This window comes from Gordonia sp. DT30 (assembly GCF_049844915.1).
Lineage (GTDB): Bacteria > Actinomycetota > Actinomycetes > Mycobacteriales > Mycobacteriaceae > Gordonia.
On record NZ_JBNCLY010000003.1, the window covers coordinates 198,119 to 212,806 of the forward strand.

Here is a 14,688-nt window from a genome sequence, read left to right on the forward strand (position 1 = left end):
ATACCGGTCACCCGTCCCACGGTCGGGCGATCTGTCAGGGTCGCGAACTACCCTTGATCGCATGGTCCACCACCACCTCGCCGGCGCCGCAGGCCGCACCGTGTCGGTTCGTCGCTGAATGACATCATCGATGACCCGCGCTGCCGATCCCGGTCCGGCCGATCCCGGTCCGGCCGGCGCCGCGTACGGATTGCACGCGTTGTGGCGTCCGGGAGTCGGACTGGCTGTGTGGGACGCCGGCCCGGGGGCCGAGGGGCTGCCCGAGCCGTTTCGCTCGCTGTTGTCCGGCAAGCGTTTTCGGCGTCAGATCGACATCATCGACGCGGCCGGGCACCGGGATTTCGTCGCCACCATGACATTGGGCACGGCCATGGCGGTGTCCTTCCTCGACGCTTCCCGTTCGGTGCCGGTCGGCGGTGACATCGCCTGGTACCGGCACCTGCTCGACGGCGTCCGGCGCTTCGTCGCCGCCGGCACGGTGGCACCGACACTCGCCGATGTCGCCGGGGAGACCGTGTTCGTCTGGCGTCCGCTGGCGACGTCGGCGTGGCGGGCCTGGAGCGCGGGGATCACCGGCGGGGCACCCACCGCCATCGCCGAGAATGGTGGAGCGGGCGCGCTGATGGATTTCGCCGCCGAGCTCGTCGACCATGAATGCCGTTACCGCATCGGCGCATCGGCGGCCCGCCTCGGCCGAGCCGAACCGGCAGGCCCGTTGATCGCAGCCCTCGTGGGCGACGGTTCGGCGCCGGCTGCGGCCACACGGCCGGCCGCGGTGTCGGCGTGGTCGGTCTGGGGTACGAGTGCCGCGGCGAACGAGTCGACCCTCGTCTTCCGGCTGCACGAGCCCGATGACCCGTCCGCACCGATCGACGGGTTCGGTCCCGACGACGACATCGATCGCGTGATCATCGATCCCGAGCGGTTGCGCTGGCGGCTGACAGTGTGCCGGCGCTCGCTCGACGGCCACGTCGACCCGGTCTATCCGCAGCGGCTCGACGCCACCGAACTCGACGAGGTGACCACCGAACTCGCCGCCGCGGTGCGCGCATTCCCGAAACTGCACCAGGCCGATCCCGACCGCACCAGTCTCGACTTCCTGTTGCCCACCGAACTGGCCGAGACGCTGTTCACCGACGGCGCCGCCGCGCTGGCCGATGCGGGGTTCCCGGTGTTGCTGCCACGCACCATCGCCGAGGTGCGGCCGAGCCTGGGTATCCGGGCGCGCCCGACGGTCGGCGGAGGTGCGCCGGCGCGCATGGTCGGGCTACGCGAGATCCGAGAGTTCGAGTGGCGCCTCGCCCTCGGTGACGGCCCCGACGCGGTCACTCTCAGCGAGGTCGACCTCGACGAATTGTCCCGGCAGAAGGGCGATCTGGTACGGATTCGCGGCGTGTGGGTGCGGGCCGAGGGCGCATCGCTCACCCGCGCGGCGGCCTATATCAGATCCCAACGAGCCCTGGCTGCGTCTGGGGCCCGCGCTGATATGGGCGAGCTGTTGGGCCTGATCACCCACGACACCGCAAATCTGCCGGTACCGGTGAGCTCGGTGCGGGGACTCGACTGGCTCGACGAGATCGGGGCGACCGGGGTGCTGCGTCCCCGGCCGATCGAGCCCCCGGCCGGGCTCGAGGCCGAACTGCGCCCCTATCAGCAGCGCGGCCTGGAATGGCTTGCGCATCTGGCACATCTCGGAATCGGCGGGGTACTCGCCGACGACATGGGCCTCGGCAAGACCGTACAGGTCATCGCCCTGCTCGCCCACGAACGCCGGCCCGGTGAGCCCGGCGATGCCGGGCCCACCTCGGTTGCCGGACCCACCTCGGTTGCCGGACCCACATTGATCGTGTGCCCGATGTCGGTGGTGGGCAACTGGTCTGCCGAACTCGCGAGGTTCGCACCCACACTGCGGGTCGCGGTCCATCATGGCCCGGCTCGAGCGAAAGGCGCGGATTTCGCTGCCGTGCACGGCAACTCCGATGTCGTACTCACCACCTTTGCCATCGCCGCACGCGATCGGGAGATGCTCTCCGGGCACCGGTGGCAACGTCTGGTGGTCGATGAGGCCCAGCACGTCAAGAACGTACGAACCGCAGCGGCGAAGGCACTTCGGTCGGTGCCCGCCGAACACCGCATCGCGCTGACCGGAACCCCGGTCGAAAACCGCCTCGAGGATCTGCGGGCGGTCATCGACCTGGTCAATCCCGGGCTGCTCGGATCGGCATCGACATTCCGCAACCGCTATGCCGAACCCATCGAACGCGACCGCGACCCCGACGCCGTGCGTCGCCTCTCGGCGCTGACCCGGCCGTTCATCCTGCGGCGCGAGAAGACCGATCCGTCGATCATCGACGATCTGCCGGAGAAGACCGAGATCACGGTACGGGCCAATCTCACCGTCGAGCAGGCCGCGTTGTACCGGGCGGTCATCGACGACCTGATGGAGGCGTTGCGCGATCGACAGCAGCGCGCCCTGCGACGCCGGACGGTGCTGGCCGCGCTGACCCGGCTCAAGCAGATCTGTAACCATCCGGCGCACTACCTCGCCGACGGCACCGCTCTCGTACGCCGGGGCGCGCATCGATCCGGCAAGCTCGAATTGCTCGACGACATCGCGACCACGCTGGTCGCCGAGGGCGATCAGGCCTTGGTGTTCACCCAATTCGCGGCCTTCGGCGAGTTGCTCTCGGGCTGGCTCACCGAGTTGCTGGGAACCGAGATCCCGCTGCTGCACGGTGGTCTCGGCCGCGGCGAACGCGACCGGCTCGTCGAACGCTTCCAGCACGGCGAGCCGGGTTCGCGTCCACCGATCCTGCTGGCCACCCTCAAGGCCGGTGGTACCGGTCTGAACCTGACGGCGGCCAATCATGTGGTGCACGTGGATCGTTGGTGGAATCCCGCGGTCGAGGACCAGGCCACCGACCGCGCGTATCGCATCGGGCAGCGCCAACGCGTGCACGTACGACGCTTCGTCTGCGTCGGCACGCTCGAAGAACGCATCGACGACCTGATCTCCAAAAAGCGCGAGCTCTCCCGGCTCACCGTGTCGACGGGCGAGAACTGGCTCGGAGATCTCGCCGGCGACGAACTGTTCGAACTGTTCCGCCTGCGTGATGATGCGGTGAGCGAATGAGCGCTCGGCGTGGAACCGTTCCGGTCCGCGGCTATGGCCTGACGCCGTGGTCTCGGGCCCTCGTCGACGTGGCCGAGGGCCGCTTCGCCGGCGACGGCATCCAGCCGTCGGTCGAACATCACAAGATCACCAAGGCCCGCAGATACTTTCGCGATCGGCACGTGCACCGGCTGACGATCGGCACCGGGCGGATCACGTCGTCGGTCGAGGGCAGCCAGCTCGATCCGTTCGGGGTGACGATCGAGATCCGCACCGTCGACACGGCGACCGTGGCCACGCTGCTGCGGGCCGCCGACGGCGTCACCGAGGTGATGTCGCTGGCACGCGGTGATCAGCCCAGCACCGTCGGCGAGCTGCTGCTGCCCACCGAGAGCGCCGACATCGCGGGCGACTGCACCTGCCCGGATGTCTCCGGGCGGTGTATCCATGTGCTCTCCACCCTCTACGAGGTGGCGGCCGAGGTCGACCGCAGTCCCAACATCCTGCTGAAGGTGATGGGCACCTCACTGCCGGACCTGCTCGACGCCATCGAAGAACTCACGCCGTCGCGCACGGAGTCGACGTCCGCGGGCGCGGCGCCGGCCGGCGAGTCATCCGACGACGAGAATGCCTACACCCCACCGCAAATCGATTTCTACGGTACCGGCGCCACCGCGCCACCGCTGCCATCACCGCCCCGGATGAACCCGCTGACCGACCTCGACGGCGCAGCCCTGCGTGCCGCCCTGCGCACCTCGGGCGTGGCGCCCGGTGACATCGCCGAAGCGGTCGACGAGCTCGGCGACCTCTATGACCGGATCATCGACGAGTGAGAGCGGTCCGCGCACAACGGGTGGAACCTCACCCGTTGCGACCGACCATGAACCGCAGGGTTCGGTCGCGGACGGTGGCTTCGGTCAGATCATGGCGCCGGGCCACCAGCAGATCGGACAGCCGCACCACTCCGACGACCGAATCGTCGTCGACGATCGCGACATGATCGAGTTGGTTCTCGGCCATCACGTACGCCGCATGCCGCAGCGTATCGCGCGGACCGAGTACACATTCGGCGGGGACCGACTGTGCCAGTGCGATGCTGTCGGGGTCGGTGTGCACGATATCGCGGCAGAAGAATGTCTCGAGCGGATCGGTGCTGTAGTCCCGCGTCAGATGCAGCCCGCGGCGGGCGATCTTCTCGGTCAGCACCGAGCGACGAAGGGCCAGAACAGATATCGCGTAGGCCGTCGCCGAGGCGATGAGGACCGGCAGCGCAGCCGACCAGGCCTGGGTGAGTTCGAGGGTGAAAACCACCCCGGTCAGTGGTGAGCGCATGACGCCGCCGACGACCGCGGCCAGCCCCAGCAGTGCCCAGAAGCCGGGGAAGACTCCGGGCATCACCAGGCCGACCGCGGCGCCGAGCGCACCACCGATCATGAATATCGGGGCCAGCACACCGCCCGAGGTCCCCGATCCCAGTGACAGCGACCAGATCAGGGTCTTCACGACCAGGATGCCCACGATCAAGTCGGTCGTCGCACGACCGGTCAGCAGATCGTCGATCACGTTGTACCCCACGCCGAGTGCGCGTGGCTCGATCAGACCGCCGGCACCGATGATCAGACCACCGATCGCGGGCCACCACATCCAGTGGATGGGCAGCCGGGCGAAACCGTCCTCCGCCCGGTAGACCAACCAGGTGGCAACGACCGCTACCAGTGCGCCGCTGACCCCGATCACCACGGCCAGTGCGTCGACGCCCGCGGTGGGGACGACTCCATGTGTGTCGACCGGAAAGATCGGTCCGCTGCCCAGCAATGGTGCACGCACGATGGTGGCGACCGCCACCGACGCGCATACCGGCACGAGACTTCGCGGTGACCACTCGAACAGCAGCAACTCCACGGCGAGCAGTATTGCGGCCAGCGGCGAGTTGAAGGTCGCCGCCATTCCGGCCGCCGAACCTGCCACCAGCAGCGTCTTGCGTTCATCCGCCGTCAGATGAAGGTGTTGTGCCAGGATCGAGCCGACCGCACCGCCGGTCATGATGATCGGCCCCTCGGCCCCGAACGGGCCACCGGTACCGATACTCACAGCCGCCGAAACCGGTTTGAGCACAGCTACTTTCGGCTCCACCACGCTGCCGCGGGTGAGGATCGACTCGATCGCCTCGGGCATGCCGTGGCCACGGATCTTCTCCGAGCCGTACCGGGCCATCACCCCGACGATGAGGCCGCCTGCGACGGGGACCAGCAGAATCTGATACCACGGGTGCGCGACACCGCCGGGTGCGACGAGGTCGGTGGCGAACCGTCCGTAGAAGCACAGATTGGTGACGAGTCCGATCAGCCGCAGCAGCACCCAGGCCGCCGCCGCGCCCAGAGCCCCGACCGGCATGGCGATCAGCGCGATCAGCAGCATCCGGCGGTCGACGCGAAAGTCCCCCAGGTCGGTCGCCCGCATCACCGGCCGGCCGTCTCGGTCGAGCGCGGCGACAACGCATCGTGCAGCGCATCGGCACCGGTCAGCAGTCCCGTACGGGTGGTGTCGTCGAGGCGGGCGAGGGCATCGCGCAGGACTCGCGCCCGCGACGCGAGCACGCCGTCGATGGTGGATTGACCCGCCTCGGTCAGCGACAGCAGCACGAGGCTGCGGTTGTCGGCGCCCGGACGGCGATCGAGATGGCCCGACGCGACGAGGCGATCGGCCAACCGGGTCACCGATGAACCACCCACGCCCAGCTCGCGGGCGAGTGCGCCACACGACATCGATCCGGCGTCACCGACCGCGAACAGCAGACGCATCTGCGGCATCGAGACGTCGGTTGTCTGTCCGACGCTGGTCATCGCGACGGCGAGCAGATCACGCGTGAGCCGTTGGAGGACATCCACCTCCCGGGAAACGTTTGCCATTCGGCAAGTCTTGCATAGTGCAACGTCTCCGTTGGACGGCACCCATGAGCGGCCCCACCACCAGCGGGATCACCGCAATCTGAGCGGGCCGCGCGGGGCCCCTGACTCAGAAGTCCCAGTCGTCGTCCTCGGTGTTCACGGCCTTACCGATCACATAGCTGCTTCCCGAACCGGAGAAGAAGTCGTGATTCTCATCGGCGTTGGGCGAGAGCGCCGAGAGGATCGCCGGGTTCACGTCGGTCTCGTCCCGCGGGAACATCGCCTCATAGCCGAGATTCATCAAAGCCTTGTTGGCGTTGTAACGCAGGAACTTCTTGACATCCTCGGTGAGACCGACTTCGTCGTAGAGCGTCTCGGTGTAGTCGGACTCGTTGTCGTAGAGCTCGAAGAGAAGCTCGAACGTGTAGTCCTTGAGTTCCTGACGCCGCTCGGGTGACTCGGTTTCCAGCGCCCGCTGGTACTTGTAGCCGATGTAGTAACCGTGCACCGCCTCGTCCCGGATGATCAGCCGGATCAGATCTGCGGTGTTGGTCAGCTTGGCCCGCGAGGACCAGTACATCGGCAGATAGAAGCCCGAGTAGAACAGGAACGACTCGAGCAGTGTCGAGGCCACCTTGCGTTTGAGCGGATCCTCGCCACGGTAGTAGTCCATGACGATCCGCGCCTTGCGCTGCAGCTGCTCGTTCTCCTCCGACCAGCGGAACGCCTCGTCGATCTCCTTGGTCGAACACAGCGTGGAGAAGATCGAGCTGTAGGACTTGGCGTGCACCGATTCCATGAAGGCGATGTTGGTGAGTACCGCTTCTTCGTGCGGGGTGACCGCATCCGGGATCAGTGACACCGCACCGACGGTGCCCTGGATCGTGTCGAGCAGAGTCAGGCCGGTGAACACCCGCATGGTGAGTTGCTTCTCGTACTCGGTCAAGGTGTTCCACGACGGGATGTCATTGGACACCGGCACCTTCTCCGGCAGCCAGAAGTTGCCGGTGAGTCGATCCCACACCTCGGCGTCCTTCTCGTCGGGGACGCGATTCCAGTTGATGGCCGAAACCCGGCTCACCAGCTTGATGGGCGCGCCGTCGGCGGGGCTGTGGGTGCCTGCGGTCATGATGGTCGCCTCCTGCGGCGGTGTTCTCGGAATTGGCGGTGAGTACCAGTGTGACAGTGCTTCTGTTCGGGGCTGGTGTTCTGCTCGGGTTCGACTCAGTGGCCAGGGCTATGACTCGGTGCGCTGATCGGCGATCTGGACGTGCGGCACCAGTTGCCGCAGCCATGGCAGAAGCTGTTCGATCGTCGGTTGATAGGAGACCTCATAGGTCGGTCGGAGTCGCCTTTCCTTGCCCTTCGTATCCGTCAGGTTCGTCACGAAGACGAGCCGCGGGGTACGGCTGGTTGTGCCGCCGGTCCCCGAACTTCCGGTGGTGGTGTGGATATCGGTGACGGCGATCACCGCCGTGATGGCGTTCCACGGTACGAAATCCGACCGCACGGTGACCCCGGCGCCGTCGATGCGGAGCTTCTCCTTGCCTCGTCTGGTCCGTACCGTGATGCATCCCGTTGCGGCGTACTGCTGGTGCAGCGACTGCTGTGTTGTCGGATCGACCTGGTAATCGTCCACGTCGAGCGCGGTCCAGAATCCGATGTGGGGCGCGAACTTCTTGGCCGCTGAACGGAATTCGTCAAAATTGCCGGTATTGAACTGGTAGAGCGTACTCCCGTACTGCAGTGGCCGACCTTGTTTGTCCACCTCGGTACCGGTGATGACGAGCGAGGTTCGCCGCCGACGCGATGCTCTGACCTTGTGCGGATTGATCTTCGCGTATTCCACGCAATCCTGCTTGAAATCCAGGGCGCGGACCTGACTCCACGTCAGTGTGAAATACGGCGTCCAAATACCTTCCGGCCCAGCACTCACCTGTCTCCTCCCGATCGCCGACGTCGCGCCCCATACCATCAGGAGCGCAAGGATCAGGACGAACGCCCCGATGATTCCGAGGAAGACGGCACCTCCCGCCGATCCGGTGGCAGCAGAGATGATGGCTCCGACCAGCAGAACCACCGCGGCACCGCCGAACACCCAGTGGCCAGTCCAGCTCGACGGCGCTGTTCCGGTGATCTCGACGGCCGGAACCGTCGGCACACCCGGCGAATTCGTCTGCGTCTGCGTGGATTGGTGCTGCTGCTGCGGTGCCTGCACCGGGTATTGCTGCTGCGGCGCCTGCACCGGATATTGCGGCACCGGCACCGGCTGCGGTGTTTGCGGCGCACTGTCCGGGCTTGGTCGCAGGTACTGGTTGTAGTCGAATGTGCCACTCACGCGTAATCCCCCCGAGGTCGATCCGTCTTTTTATGGCCTACAACATGCACGACACGCAGTTCTCCACCTCGGTGCCCTCGAGGGCCATCTGGCGCAGCCGGATGTAGTAGAGCGTCTTGATGCCCTTGCGCCACGCATAGATCTGCGCTTTGTTGACGTCCCGGGTGCTGGCGGTGTCCTTGAAGAACAGCGTCAGGCTCAGGCCCTGGTCGACGTGCTGCGTCGCCGCGGCATAGGTGTCGATGATCTTTTCGTAGCCGATCTCGTAGGCATCCTGGTAGTACTCCAGGTTGTCGTTGGTCATGTACGGCGCCGGGTAGTAGACGCGACCGATCTTGCCTTCCTTACGGATCTCGATCTTGGCCGCGACGGGGTGGATCGAACTGGTCGAATGGTTGATGTAGCTGATCGAGCCGGTCGGCGGAACCGCCTGCAGGTTCTGGTTGTAGATGCCGTCACGCGCCACCGTGGCCTTGAGTTCGCGCCAGTCGTCCTGGGTCGGGATGTCGACCCCCGCCTGTGCGAACAATTCCCGCACCCGCTCGGTCTTGGGCAGCCACTCCTGGTCGGTGTATTTGTCGAAGAACTCGCCGCTGGCGTACTTCGAGCGCTCGAAGCCGGCGAAGGCGGTACCTCGTTCCCGCGCAATGGCATTCGAGGCGCGTAACGCGTGGAAGAGCACGGTGTAGAAGTAGATGTTGGTGAAGTCGACGCCCTCGTCGCTGCCGTAGAAGATCCGCTCACGCGCGAGGTAGCCGTGCAAATTCATCTGGCCGAGACCGATCGCGTGGGAATCGTTGTTACCCTTCTGGATCGAGGGCACCGAGGTGATCGCGGTCTGGTCGCTGACCGCAGTCAGCCCGCGGATCGAGGTCTCGATGGTGTGCCCGATGTCGGGCGAGTCCATCGTCTTGGCGATGTTGAGTGACCCCAGATTGCATGAGATGTCCTTGCCCACATGGGAGTAGGACAGATCGTCGTTGAACGTCGAGGCCGTCGAGACCTGCAGGATCTCCGAGCACAGGTTGGAGTGGGTGATCTTGCCGTCGATCGGGTTGGCCCGATTCACCGTGTCCTCGAACATGATGTAGGGGTAACCCGACTCGAACTGCAGCTCGGCGAGGGTCTGGAAGAATTCGCGCGCCTTGATCTTGGTCTTGCGAATCCGCCTGTCCTCGACCATCTCGTGATACCTCTCGGTCACGTTGACGTCGGCGAAGGGCACCCCGTAGACGCGTTCGACGTCATACGGGCTGAACAGGTACATGTCGTCGTTGTTCTTGGCCAACTGGAAGGTGATGTCGGGGATCACCACGCCGAGACTCAACGTCTTGATGCGGATCTTCTCGTCGGCGTTCTCCCGCTTGGTGTCGAGGAAGCGGTAGATGTCGGGATGATGGGCGTGCAGGTACACCGCACCCGCCCCCTGTCGCGCGCCGAGCTGGTTGGCATAGGAGAACGAATCCTCGAGCAGCTTCATGATCGGGATGACGCCCGAGGACTGGTTCTCGATCTTCTTGATCGGTGCACCATGCTCGCGGATGTTGCTCAGCAGCAATGCCACCCCGCCACCCCGCTTGGACAACTGGAGAGCCGAATTGATCGATCTCCCAATGGATTCCATATTATCTTCGATGCGCAAGAGGAAGCAGCTCACCGGCTCACCGCGTTGCTTCTTGCCCGAGTTGAGGAAGGTCGGGGTGGCCGGCTGGAAGCGGCCTTCGATGATCTCGTCGACGAGGTTGCGGGCGAGTGCGGTGTCGCCGTCGGCGAGCGTCAGCGCAACCATGCACACGCGGTCCTCGAAGCGCTCGAGGTAGCGCTTGCCGTCGAAGGTCTTGAGCGTGTAGCTCGTGTAGTACTTGAACGCGCCGAGGAACGTCGGGAACCGGAACTTCTTGGCGTAGGCGTGCCCGAAGAGCAGTTTGACGAACTCACGGTCGTAGCGCCCGAGGACCTCGGGTTCGTAGTAGTTCTCCTTGACGAGGTAGTCGAGCTTCTCGTCGAGGTCGTGGAAGAAGACCGTGTTCTGGTTGACGTGCTGAAGGAAGTACTGCCGCGCCGCTTCCCGATCCTTCTCGAACTGGATCTTGCCGTCCCGGTCATACAGGTTGAGCATCGCGTTGAGCGCGTGATAGTCGAGCTCGCCGGGATCGTGACCCGCCGGACCGGCATGTACCCCCGATTTGCTGGCCGAGGCGGTGGTGTCGGTGGTCACGTCGGAGACGGAAGCAGTGGGCGACACGAGGACTCTCCTGTGCTTGGTGGGATGGGACGATCGGTGGATTTGGATTGAATGATCGACGGTTCGGGAGGATGGAAGTGCGGGCCGGGCACCCGACGGTTACCGGGAGACGGTACTGCCGGCGTCCGACAGTTCCGCGACGCCAGACGCCGCGCCGAACTCGGCGAGACCGTCGCGCACCCGCGACACGTCATACTCGGTGCCCATCAACTCGAAGCGGTACAGGTAGGGCACCCGGCATTTGCGCGAGATGATGTCACCGGCGAGGCAGAACTCCTCGCCGAAGTTCGTGTTACCGGCAGCGATCACCGCGCGGATCAACGAACGATTGTGGGGATTGTTGAGGAATCTGATGACCTGCTTGGGCACGAATCCCCCACCGACGGCCGACGACGACCTACCGCCGCCATAGGTCGGACAGATCAGCACATAGGGTTCGTCGACGCGAAATGACTCGATGCGGGCCCGGTCGAGCAGCGGAATCCGGACCGCGCGGACTCCGAGCTTCTCGACGAATCGGTGCGTGTTGTCCGACACCGACGAGAAGTAGACGACCAACGGTGTGGTGTCCGTCATCTCCCTCACCCCTGCCGATCTCTGTGAAGCAATCCGGTGTGCACGCGACCCGGTGCAAACGCGGCCCGGTGCAAACGCGGCCCGGGAGTGCAGTCCGGTGACCGATACAACGCCGGTGACGCCGGATGAATTTCTGGTCCGGTTGCCTGCCCCGGATTGCTCACAGGGCAGGCAACCGCGTACGGGTGCCGCATCGCACGCCTGCGTCTCGATCCCGACTTCCCCTCCGGATCGAACGTGGCGGCGGTCAGGCGGCCGCGGCGGCCAGTGCCTTGATCCGGTCCGGACGAAAACCGGACCAGTGGTCGTCACCGACGACGACGACCGGCGCCTGCAAATAGCCGAGGGCCATCACGTAGTCGCGTGCCTCGTCGTCCTGGCTGATGTCGACGACCTCATACGACAGGCCGTGCTTGTCGAGTGCCTTGTACGTCGCATTGCACTGCACGCATGCCGGCTTGGTGTAGACGGTGATGGCCATTGATGAACGCTCCTCGGGTCACGTGATGATCGGCAGATGGACGGTCGTTTGAGCCAGTTTTCCAGCGTGAAGAACGAGACGTAGGTCACTACTCCAACTCTTCACCGCGGCCGCTGACGCCTCTGCACATCTTGGCCTCGCTGGTGTTGGAAACACTACACCTAGTGTCTGACATTTCCGAACACCACAAGAAGTTGTGAATCACATTCATGAAACTCGCAGGTCGGGCGTGGTGCAGGATCACGAATCCGGGCGTGTCCCGGCGTGTCTCGGCGTGTCGGATTCGCACATGTCCGCACGCCCCGCCAGGGTCGATCCGCCGAGACAACTGTGGCCCGGCCAGGGCCCACGGCACAAACACCGAGGACGCGGCCGGGCCACAGGGCCTGCGGAGGCGATTCCGGCTCTACCGCCGGACGCGCCGGAGCCTTACGCGGCGGCTCGACTCACGCACGTGCGGCAACCTGATCGGCGAGTACGCGCACCGCCGCGCCGACACCGTCGACGACCTCATCGGGCAGCGCGCCATCGGTCAGGCCCGACGTCTGGAACCCGAAATCGACCTCTTCGACGACCCGGCCACCCGCCACGCCGATCGATTTACGGGTGTCCGCACGCGACCAGCTCCCGGCGTAGCGGCCCAACGCGGCACCGATGACGCCGACCGGCTTGTCTTTGAGCGCTCCGCTGCCATACGGGCGCGAGAGCCAATCGATGGCGTTCTTCAGCACCGCCGGGGTGGAGCCGTTGTACTCGGGCGTGACCACCAGCACCGCGTCGGCCGCGCCGACGTGCTCGCGCAGGTCGGTGACCGCGGGATCGAGCGCACCGGCCTCCGGCGACGTCGACGGATCGATGTCCTTGTTATCGATGTCCTCGTTATCGATGTCCTCGTTATCGATGTCCTCGTTGTAGAACGGCAGCCGGCCCAGTCCATCGACCAGGCGCACCCGTACTCCGGTCGGCGCGTTGTCGGCGGCCGCCTGCGCCAGCCGCCGATTGATCGAGTCGCGGCGGAGACTCCCCACCAGGACCACCACTTGCACCGTCGAATCAGACATGAACTTCCTCCTGTTGTCGCCTACCTCGATTGATAGAATCAACCGGACCACAGTCCGAATATTTCGGTCCACGTCAAGAGTTAGGTAGATCACGTGTCCCAGCGAGAGCACCGGGGGCCATTGCTGCGTCTCTCCGGCAGCGAGCCCGAGCGCGCCGATGCCGCGCGCAACCGTCGTCTGCTTCTCGCCGCCGCGCAGGCGCTCATCGACACCCACGGCGCCCCCGGAGTCACGATGGATGCAGTGGCCGCCGCGGCCGGAGTCGGCAAGGGCACCGTCTTCCGCCGGTTCGGCAGCCGCACCGGGCTGATGCACGCCCTGATCGATCACTCCGAGTCGGAGCTACAGCAGGCCTACCTCTCGGGTCCGGAGCCGATCGGCCCCGGCGCGCCGCCGCTCGATCGGTTGCTGGCCTACGGCCGGGCGCGGCTGAAGATGACGGTGGCCCATCTCGACATCCTGCTCGAGGCCGGCGCCGACAGCGGCGAGTTCATGAAGCACCCCGTCTGGCGCGCCTCCACCCAGCACGTCCAGATCTTGCTGCGGCAGTTGGGTTTCGGCGACGACGTCCATACCGTCGCACTCGCCGTCCAGGCGCCGTTGGCCGCCTCGTCGGTACAGCACCTCACCGAGACGGTCGGTCTCGACGTCGCCACCATCACCGATCAGTGGGAGGCCATGGTGCGCGCCCTGATCGCCGGCGCCACCGGCGGCTGAGCGCCGTCCCCCGCGTTGCCGACCGTCTCGCTCGTCACACCGGCTCGACGCGCGCGGTTTCGGTAACCGCCTTAGCCTGAGTGGGTAACGCGGGAAGGAATGAATTGTGAAGGTTGTCATCATCGGTGCCGGCATGGGCGGGCTCAGTGCGGCCATCGCGCTCAAGCAGATCGGCGTCGACGTCGAGGTGTACGAGCAGGTCACCGAGAACAAACCGGTCGGAGCGGCGATCTCGGTGTGGTCCAACGGCGTCAAGTGCCTCAACCATCTCGGGCTCGAGGCGCAGGTCGCCGAACTCGGGGGCATCGTCGAGACGATGAGCTATGTCGAGGCCGAGACCGGACAGACCATGTGCCGGTTCTCGATGCAACCGCTCATCGACGAGGTCGGTCAGCGCCCGTATCCGGTCGCCCGCGCAGAGTTGCAACTGATGCTGATGAAGGCCTACGGCATCGACGACATCCACTTCGGCAAGAAGATGGTGGCCGTCAGCGACGGGACCGACCACGCCACAGTCGAATTCGCCGACGGCACCACCGTCACCGCGGATCTCGTGGTCGGCGCCGACGGCGCGAGATCACTGATCCGCGAATACGTTCTCGGCGGGCCGGTCACGCGCCGCTACGCAGGCTATGTGAACTTCAACGGGCTGGTACCGATCGACGAGAAGATCGGTCCGGCCACCGAGTGGACCACGTATGTGGGTGCGGGCCGCCGGGTCTCGGTGATGCCGGTGGCCGATGACCGCTTCTACTTCTTCTTCGACGTGCCGATGCCCCAAGGTCAGCCCTATGAGCGGGGTACCGCGCGCGAAGTCCTCGCGGCCGAGTTCGCCGACTGGGCGCCGGGCGTGCAGAAGCTGATCGAGGATCTCGATCCGGCGACGACCAACCGAGTCGAGATCCTCGACCTCGATCCGTTCGACACCTGGGTCAAGGGCCGGGTCGCCCTACTCGGCGACGCGGCCCACAACACCACGCCCGACATCGGTCAGGGTGGCTGTTCGGCGATGGAAGACGCTGTCGCACTGCAGTTCGCGCTTCGAGAGCATCCCGATGATCTCCACGCGGCGCTGGCGGCATATCAGTCGGCCCGCACCGAACGCGCCGGCGAGCTCGTGCTGCGGGCCCGAAAGCGCTGCGACGTCACCCACGGCAAAGACCCCGAGAAGACCGCGCAGTGGTACAGCGAGCTGCGGGATGAAGACGGCACCAACATCCTGCGCGGAATCGTCGGCAACATCGTGGGCGGGCCCCTGACCCCTGCCTGA

Annotated in this window: 12 protein-coding genes; 4 read left to right on the forward strand and 8 right to left on the reverse strand. The window is 65.6% G+C overall.

Annotated elements, in window-relative coordinates; genetic code table 11:
- Positions 1-130: 130 nt before the first annotated feature.
- Together ACLQ3C_RS04630 and ACLQ3C_RS04635 are read left to right on the forward strand one after the other, a co-directional pair.
- Complete coding sequence (locus tag ACLQ3C_RS04630; RefSeq protein WP_425703852.1) at positions 131-3,133, forward strand: DEAD/DEAH box helicase; 3,003 nt, start codon at positions 131-133, stop codon at positions 3,131-3,133.
- A complete protein-coding gene (locus tag ACLQ3C_RS04635) occupies positions 3,130-3,945 on the forward strand; it encodes a hypothetical protein (protein ID WP_425703853.1) in 816 nt (271 codons plus the stop codon). Before ACLQ3C_RS04630 ends, ACLQ3C_RS04635 begins: the two co-directional genes overlap by 4 nt.
- 28 nt (positions 3,946-3,973) lie before the next feature.
- On the opposite strand, the gene ACLQ3C_RS04640 is transcribed toward ACLQ3C_RS04635, so the two are convergent.
- The 8 genes from ACLQ3C_RS04640 to ACLQ3C_RS04675 all read right to left on the reverse strand — a co-directional run bounded on the left by ACLQ3C_RS04640 (position 3,974) and on the right by ACLQ3C_RS04675 (position 12,701).
- Positions 3,974-5,572, reverse strand: coding sequence for a chloride channel protein (locus ACLQ3C_RS04640; RefSeq protein ID WP_425703854.1), 1,599 nt, complete (start codon positions 5,570-5,572; stop codon positions 3,974-3,976).
- Positions 5,572-6,021: a MarR family transcriptional regulator gene (locus tag ACLQ3C_RS04645; RefSeq protein WP_425703855.1), complete on the reverse strand. Its 450-nt coding sequence runs from the start codon at positions 6,019-6,021 to the stop codon at positions 5,572-5,574. Before ACLQ3C_RS04645 ends, ACLQ3C_RS04640 begins: the two co-directional genes overlap by 1 nt.
- 106 nt (positions 6,022-6,127) lie before the next feature.
- Positions 6,128-7,129: a class 1b ribonucleoside-diphosphate reductase subunit beta gene (nrdF, locus tag ACLQ3C_RS04650; protein ID WP_425703856.1), complete on the reverse strand. Its 1,002-nt coding sequence runs from the start codon at positions 7,127-7,129 to the stop codon at positions 6,128-6,130.
- A 108-nt stretch (positions 7,130-7,237) separates the two neighbouring features.
- Positions 7,238-8,338, reverse strand: a complete 1,101-nt coding sequence (locus ACLQ3C_RS04655) for a hypothetical protein (RefSeq protein ID WP_425703857.1) — start codon at positions 8,336-8,338, stop codon at positions 7,238-7,240.
- 37 nt (positions 8,339-8,375) lie between these two features.
- Positions 8,376-10,583: a class 1b ribonucleoside-diphosphate reductase subunit alpha gene (gene nrdE / locus ACLQ3C_RS04660; RefSeq protein WP_425703858.1), complete on the reverse strand. Its 2,208-nt coding sequence runs from the start codon at positions 10,581-10,583 to the stop codon at positions 8,376-8,378.
- Positions 10,584-10,682: 99 nt separating this feature from the next.
- On the reverse strand, positions 10,683-11,159 hold the full coding sequence (nrdI, locus tag ACLQ3C_RS04665; protein ID WP_425703859.1) for a class Ib ribonucleoside-diphosphate reductase assembly flavoprotein NrdI: 477 nt from the start codon (positions 11,157-11,159) through the stop codon (positions 10,683-10,685).
- A 247-nt stretch (positions 11,160-11,406) separates the two neighbouring features.
- Positions 11,407-11,640: a glutaredoxin-like protein NrdH gene (gene nrdH, locus ACLQ3C_RS04670; protein ID WP_425703860.1), complete on the reverse strand. Its 234-nt coding sequence runs from the start codon at positions 11,638-11,640 to the stop codon at positions 11,407-11,409.
- 446 nt (positions 11,641-12,086) lie between these two features.
- Positions 12,087-12,701 carry an NAD(P)H-dependent oxidoreductase gene (locus ACLQ3C_RS04675; RefSeq protein ID WP_425703861.1) on the reverse strand — a complete coding sequence of 205 codons (615 nt, stop codon included), beginning with the start codon at positions 12,699-12,701 and terminating at the stop codon, positions 12,087-12,089.
- A gap of 93 nt (positions 12,702-12,794) precedes the next feature.
- Here ACLQ3C_RS04675 and ACLQ3C_RS04680 point away from each other — a divergent pair, with 93 nt between their 5' ends.
- Together ACLQ3C_RS04680 and hpxO are read left to right on the forward strand one after the other, a co-directional pair.
- A complete protein-coding gene (locus tag ACLQ3C_RS04680) occupies positions 12,795-13,418 on the forward strand; it encodes a TetR/AcrR family transcriptional regulator (protein ID WP_425703862.1) in 624 nt (207 codons plus the stop codon).
- Positions 13,419-13,524: 106 nt separating this feature from the next.
- Complete coding sequence (hpxO, locus tag ACLQ3C_RS04685) at positions 13,525-14,688, forward strand: FAD-dependent urate hydroxylase HpxO (RefSeq protein WP_425703863.1); 1,164 nt, start codon at positions 13,525-13,527, stop codon at positions 14,686-14,688.

What these genes read in the sequence shown, in the direction of transcription:
- nrdH (WP_425703860.1), bottom strand. Translation starts at nt 11,640, where the DNA reads ATGGCCATCACCGTCTACACCAAGCCGGCATGCGTGCAGTGCAATGCG.
- ACLQ3C_RS04640 (WP_425703854.1), bottom strand. Translation starts at nt 5,572, where the DNA reads ATGCGGGCGACCGACCTGGGGGACTTTCGCGTCGACCGCCGGATGCTG.
- nrdI (WP_425703859.1), bottom strand. Translation starts at nt 11,159, where the DNA reads ATGACGGACACCACACCGTTGGTCGTCTACTTCTCGTCGGTGTCGGAC.
- ACLQ3C_RS04630 (WP_425703852.1), top strand. Translation starts at nt 131, where the DNA reads ATGACCCGCGCTGCCGATCCCGGTCCGGCCGATCCCGGTCCGGCCGGC.
- ACLQ3C_RS04675 (WP_425703861.1), bottom strand. Translation starts at nt 12,701, where the DNA reads ATGTCTGATTCGACGGTGCAAGTGGTGGTCCTGGTGGGGAGTCTCCGC.
- ACLQ3C_RS04635 (WP_425703853.1), top strand. Translation starts at nt 3,130, where the DNA reads ATGAGCGCTCGGCGTGGAACCGTTCCGGTCCGCGGCTATGGCCTGACG.
- ACLQ3C_RS04645 (WP_425703855.1), bottom strand. Translation starts at nt 6,021, where the DNA reads ATGGCAAACGTTTCCCGGGAGGTGGATGTCCTCCAACGGCTCACGCGT.
- nrdF (WP_425703856.1), bottom strand. Translation starts at nt 7,129, where the DNA reads ATGACCGCAGGCACCCACAGCCCCGCCGACGGCGCGCCCATCAAGCTG.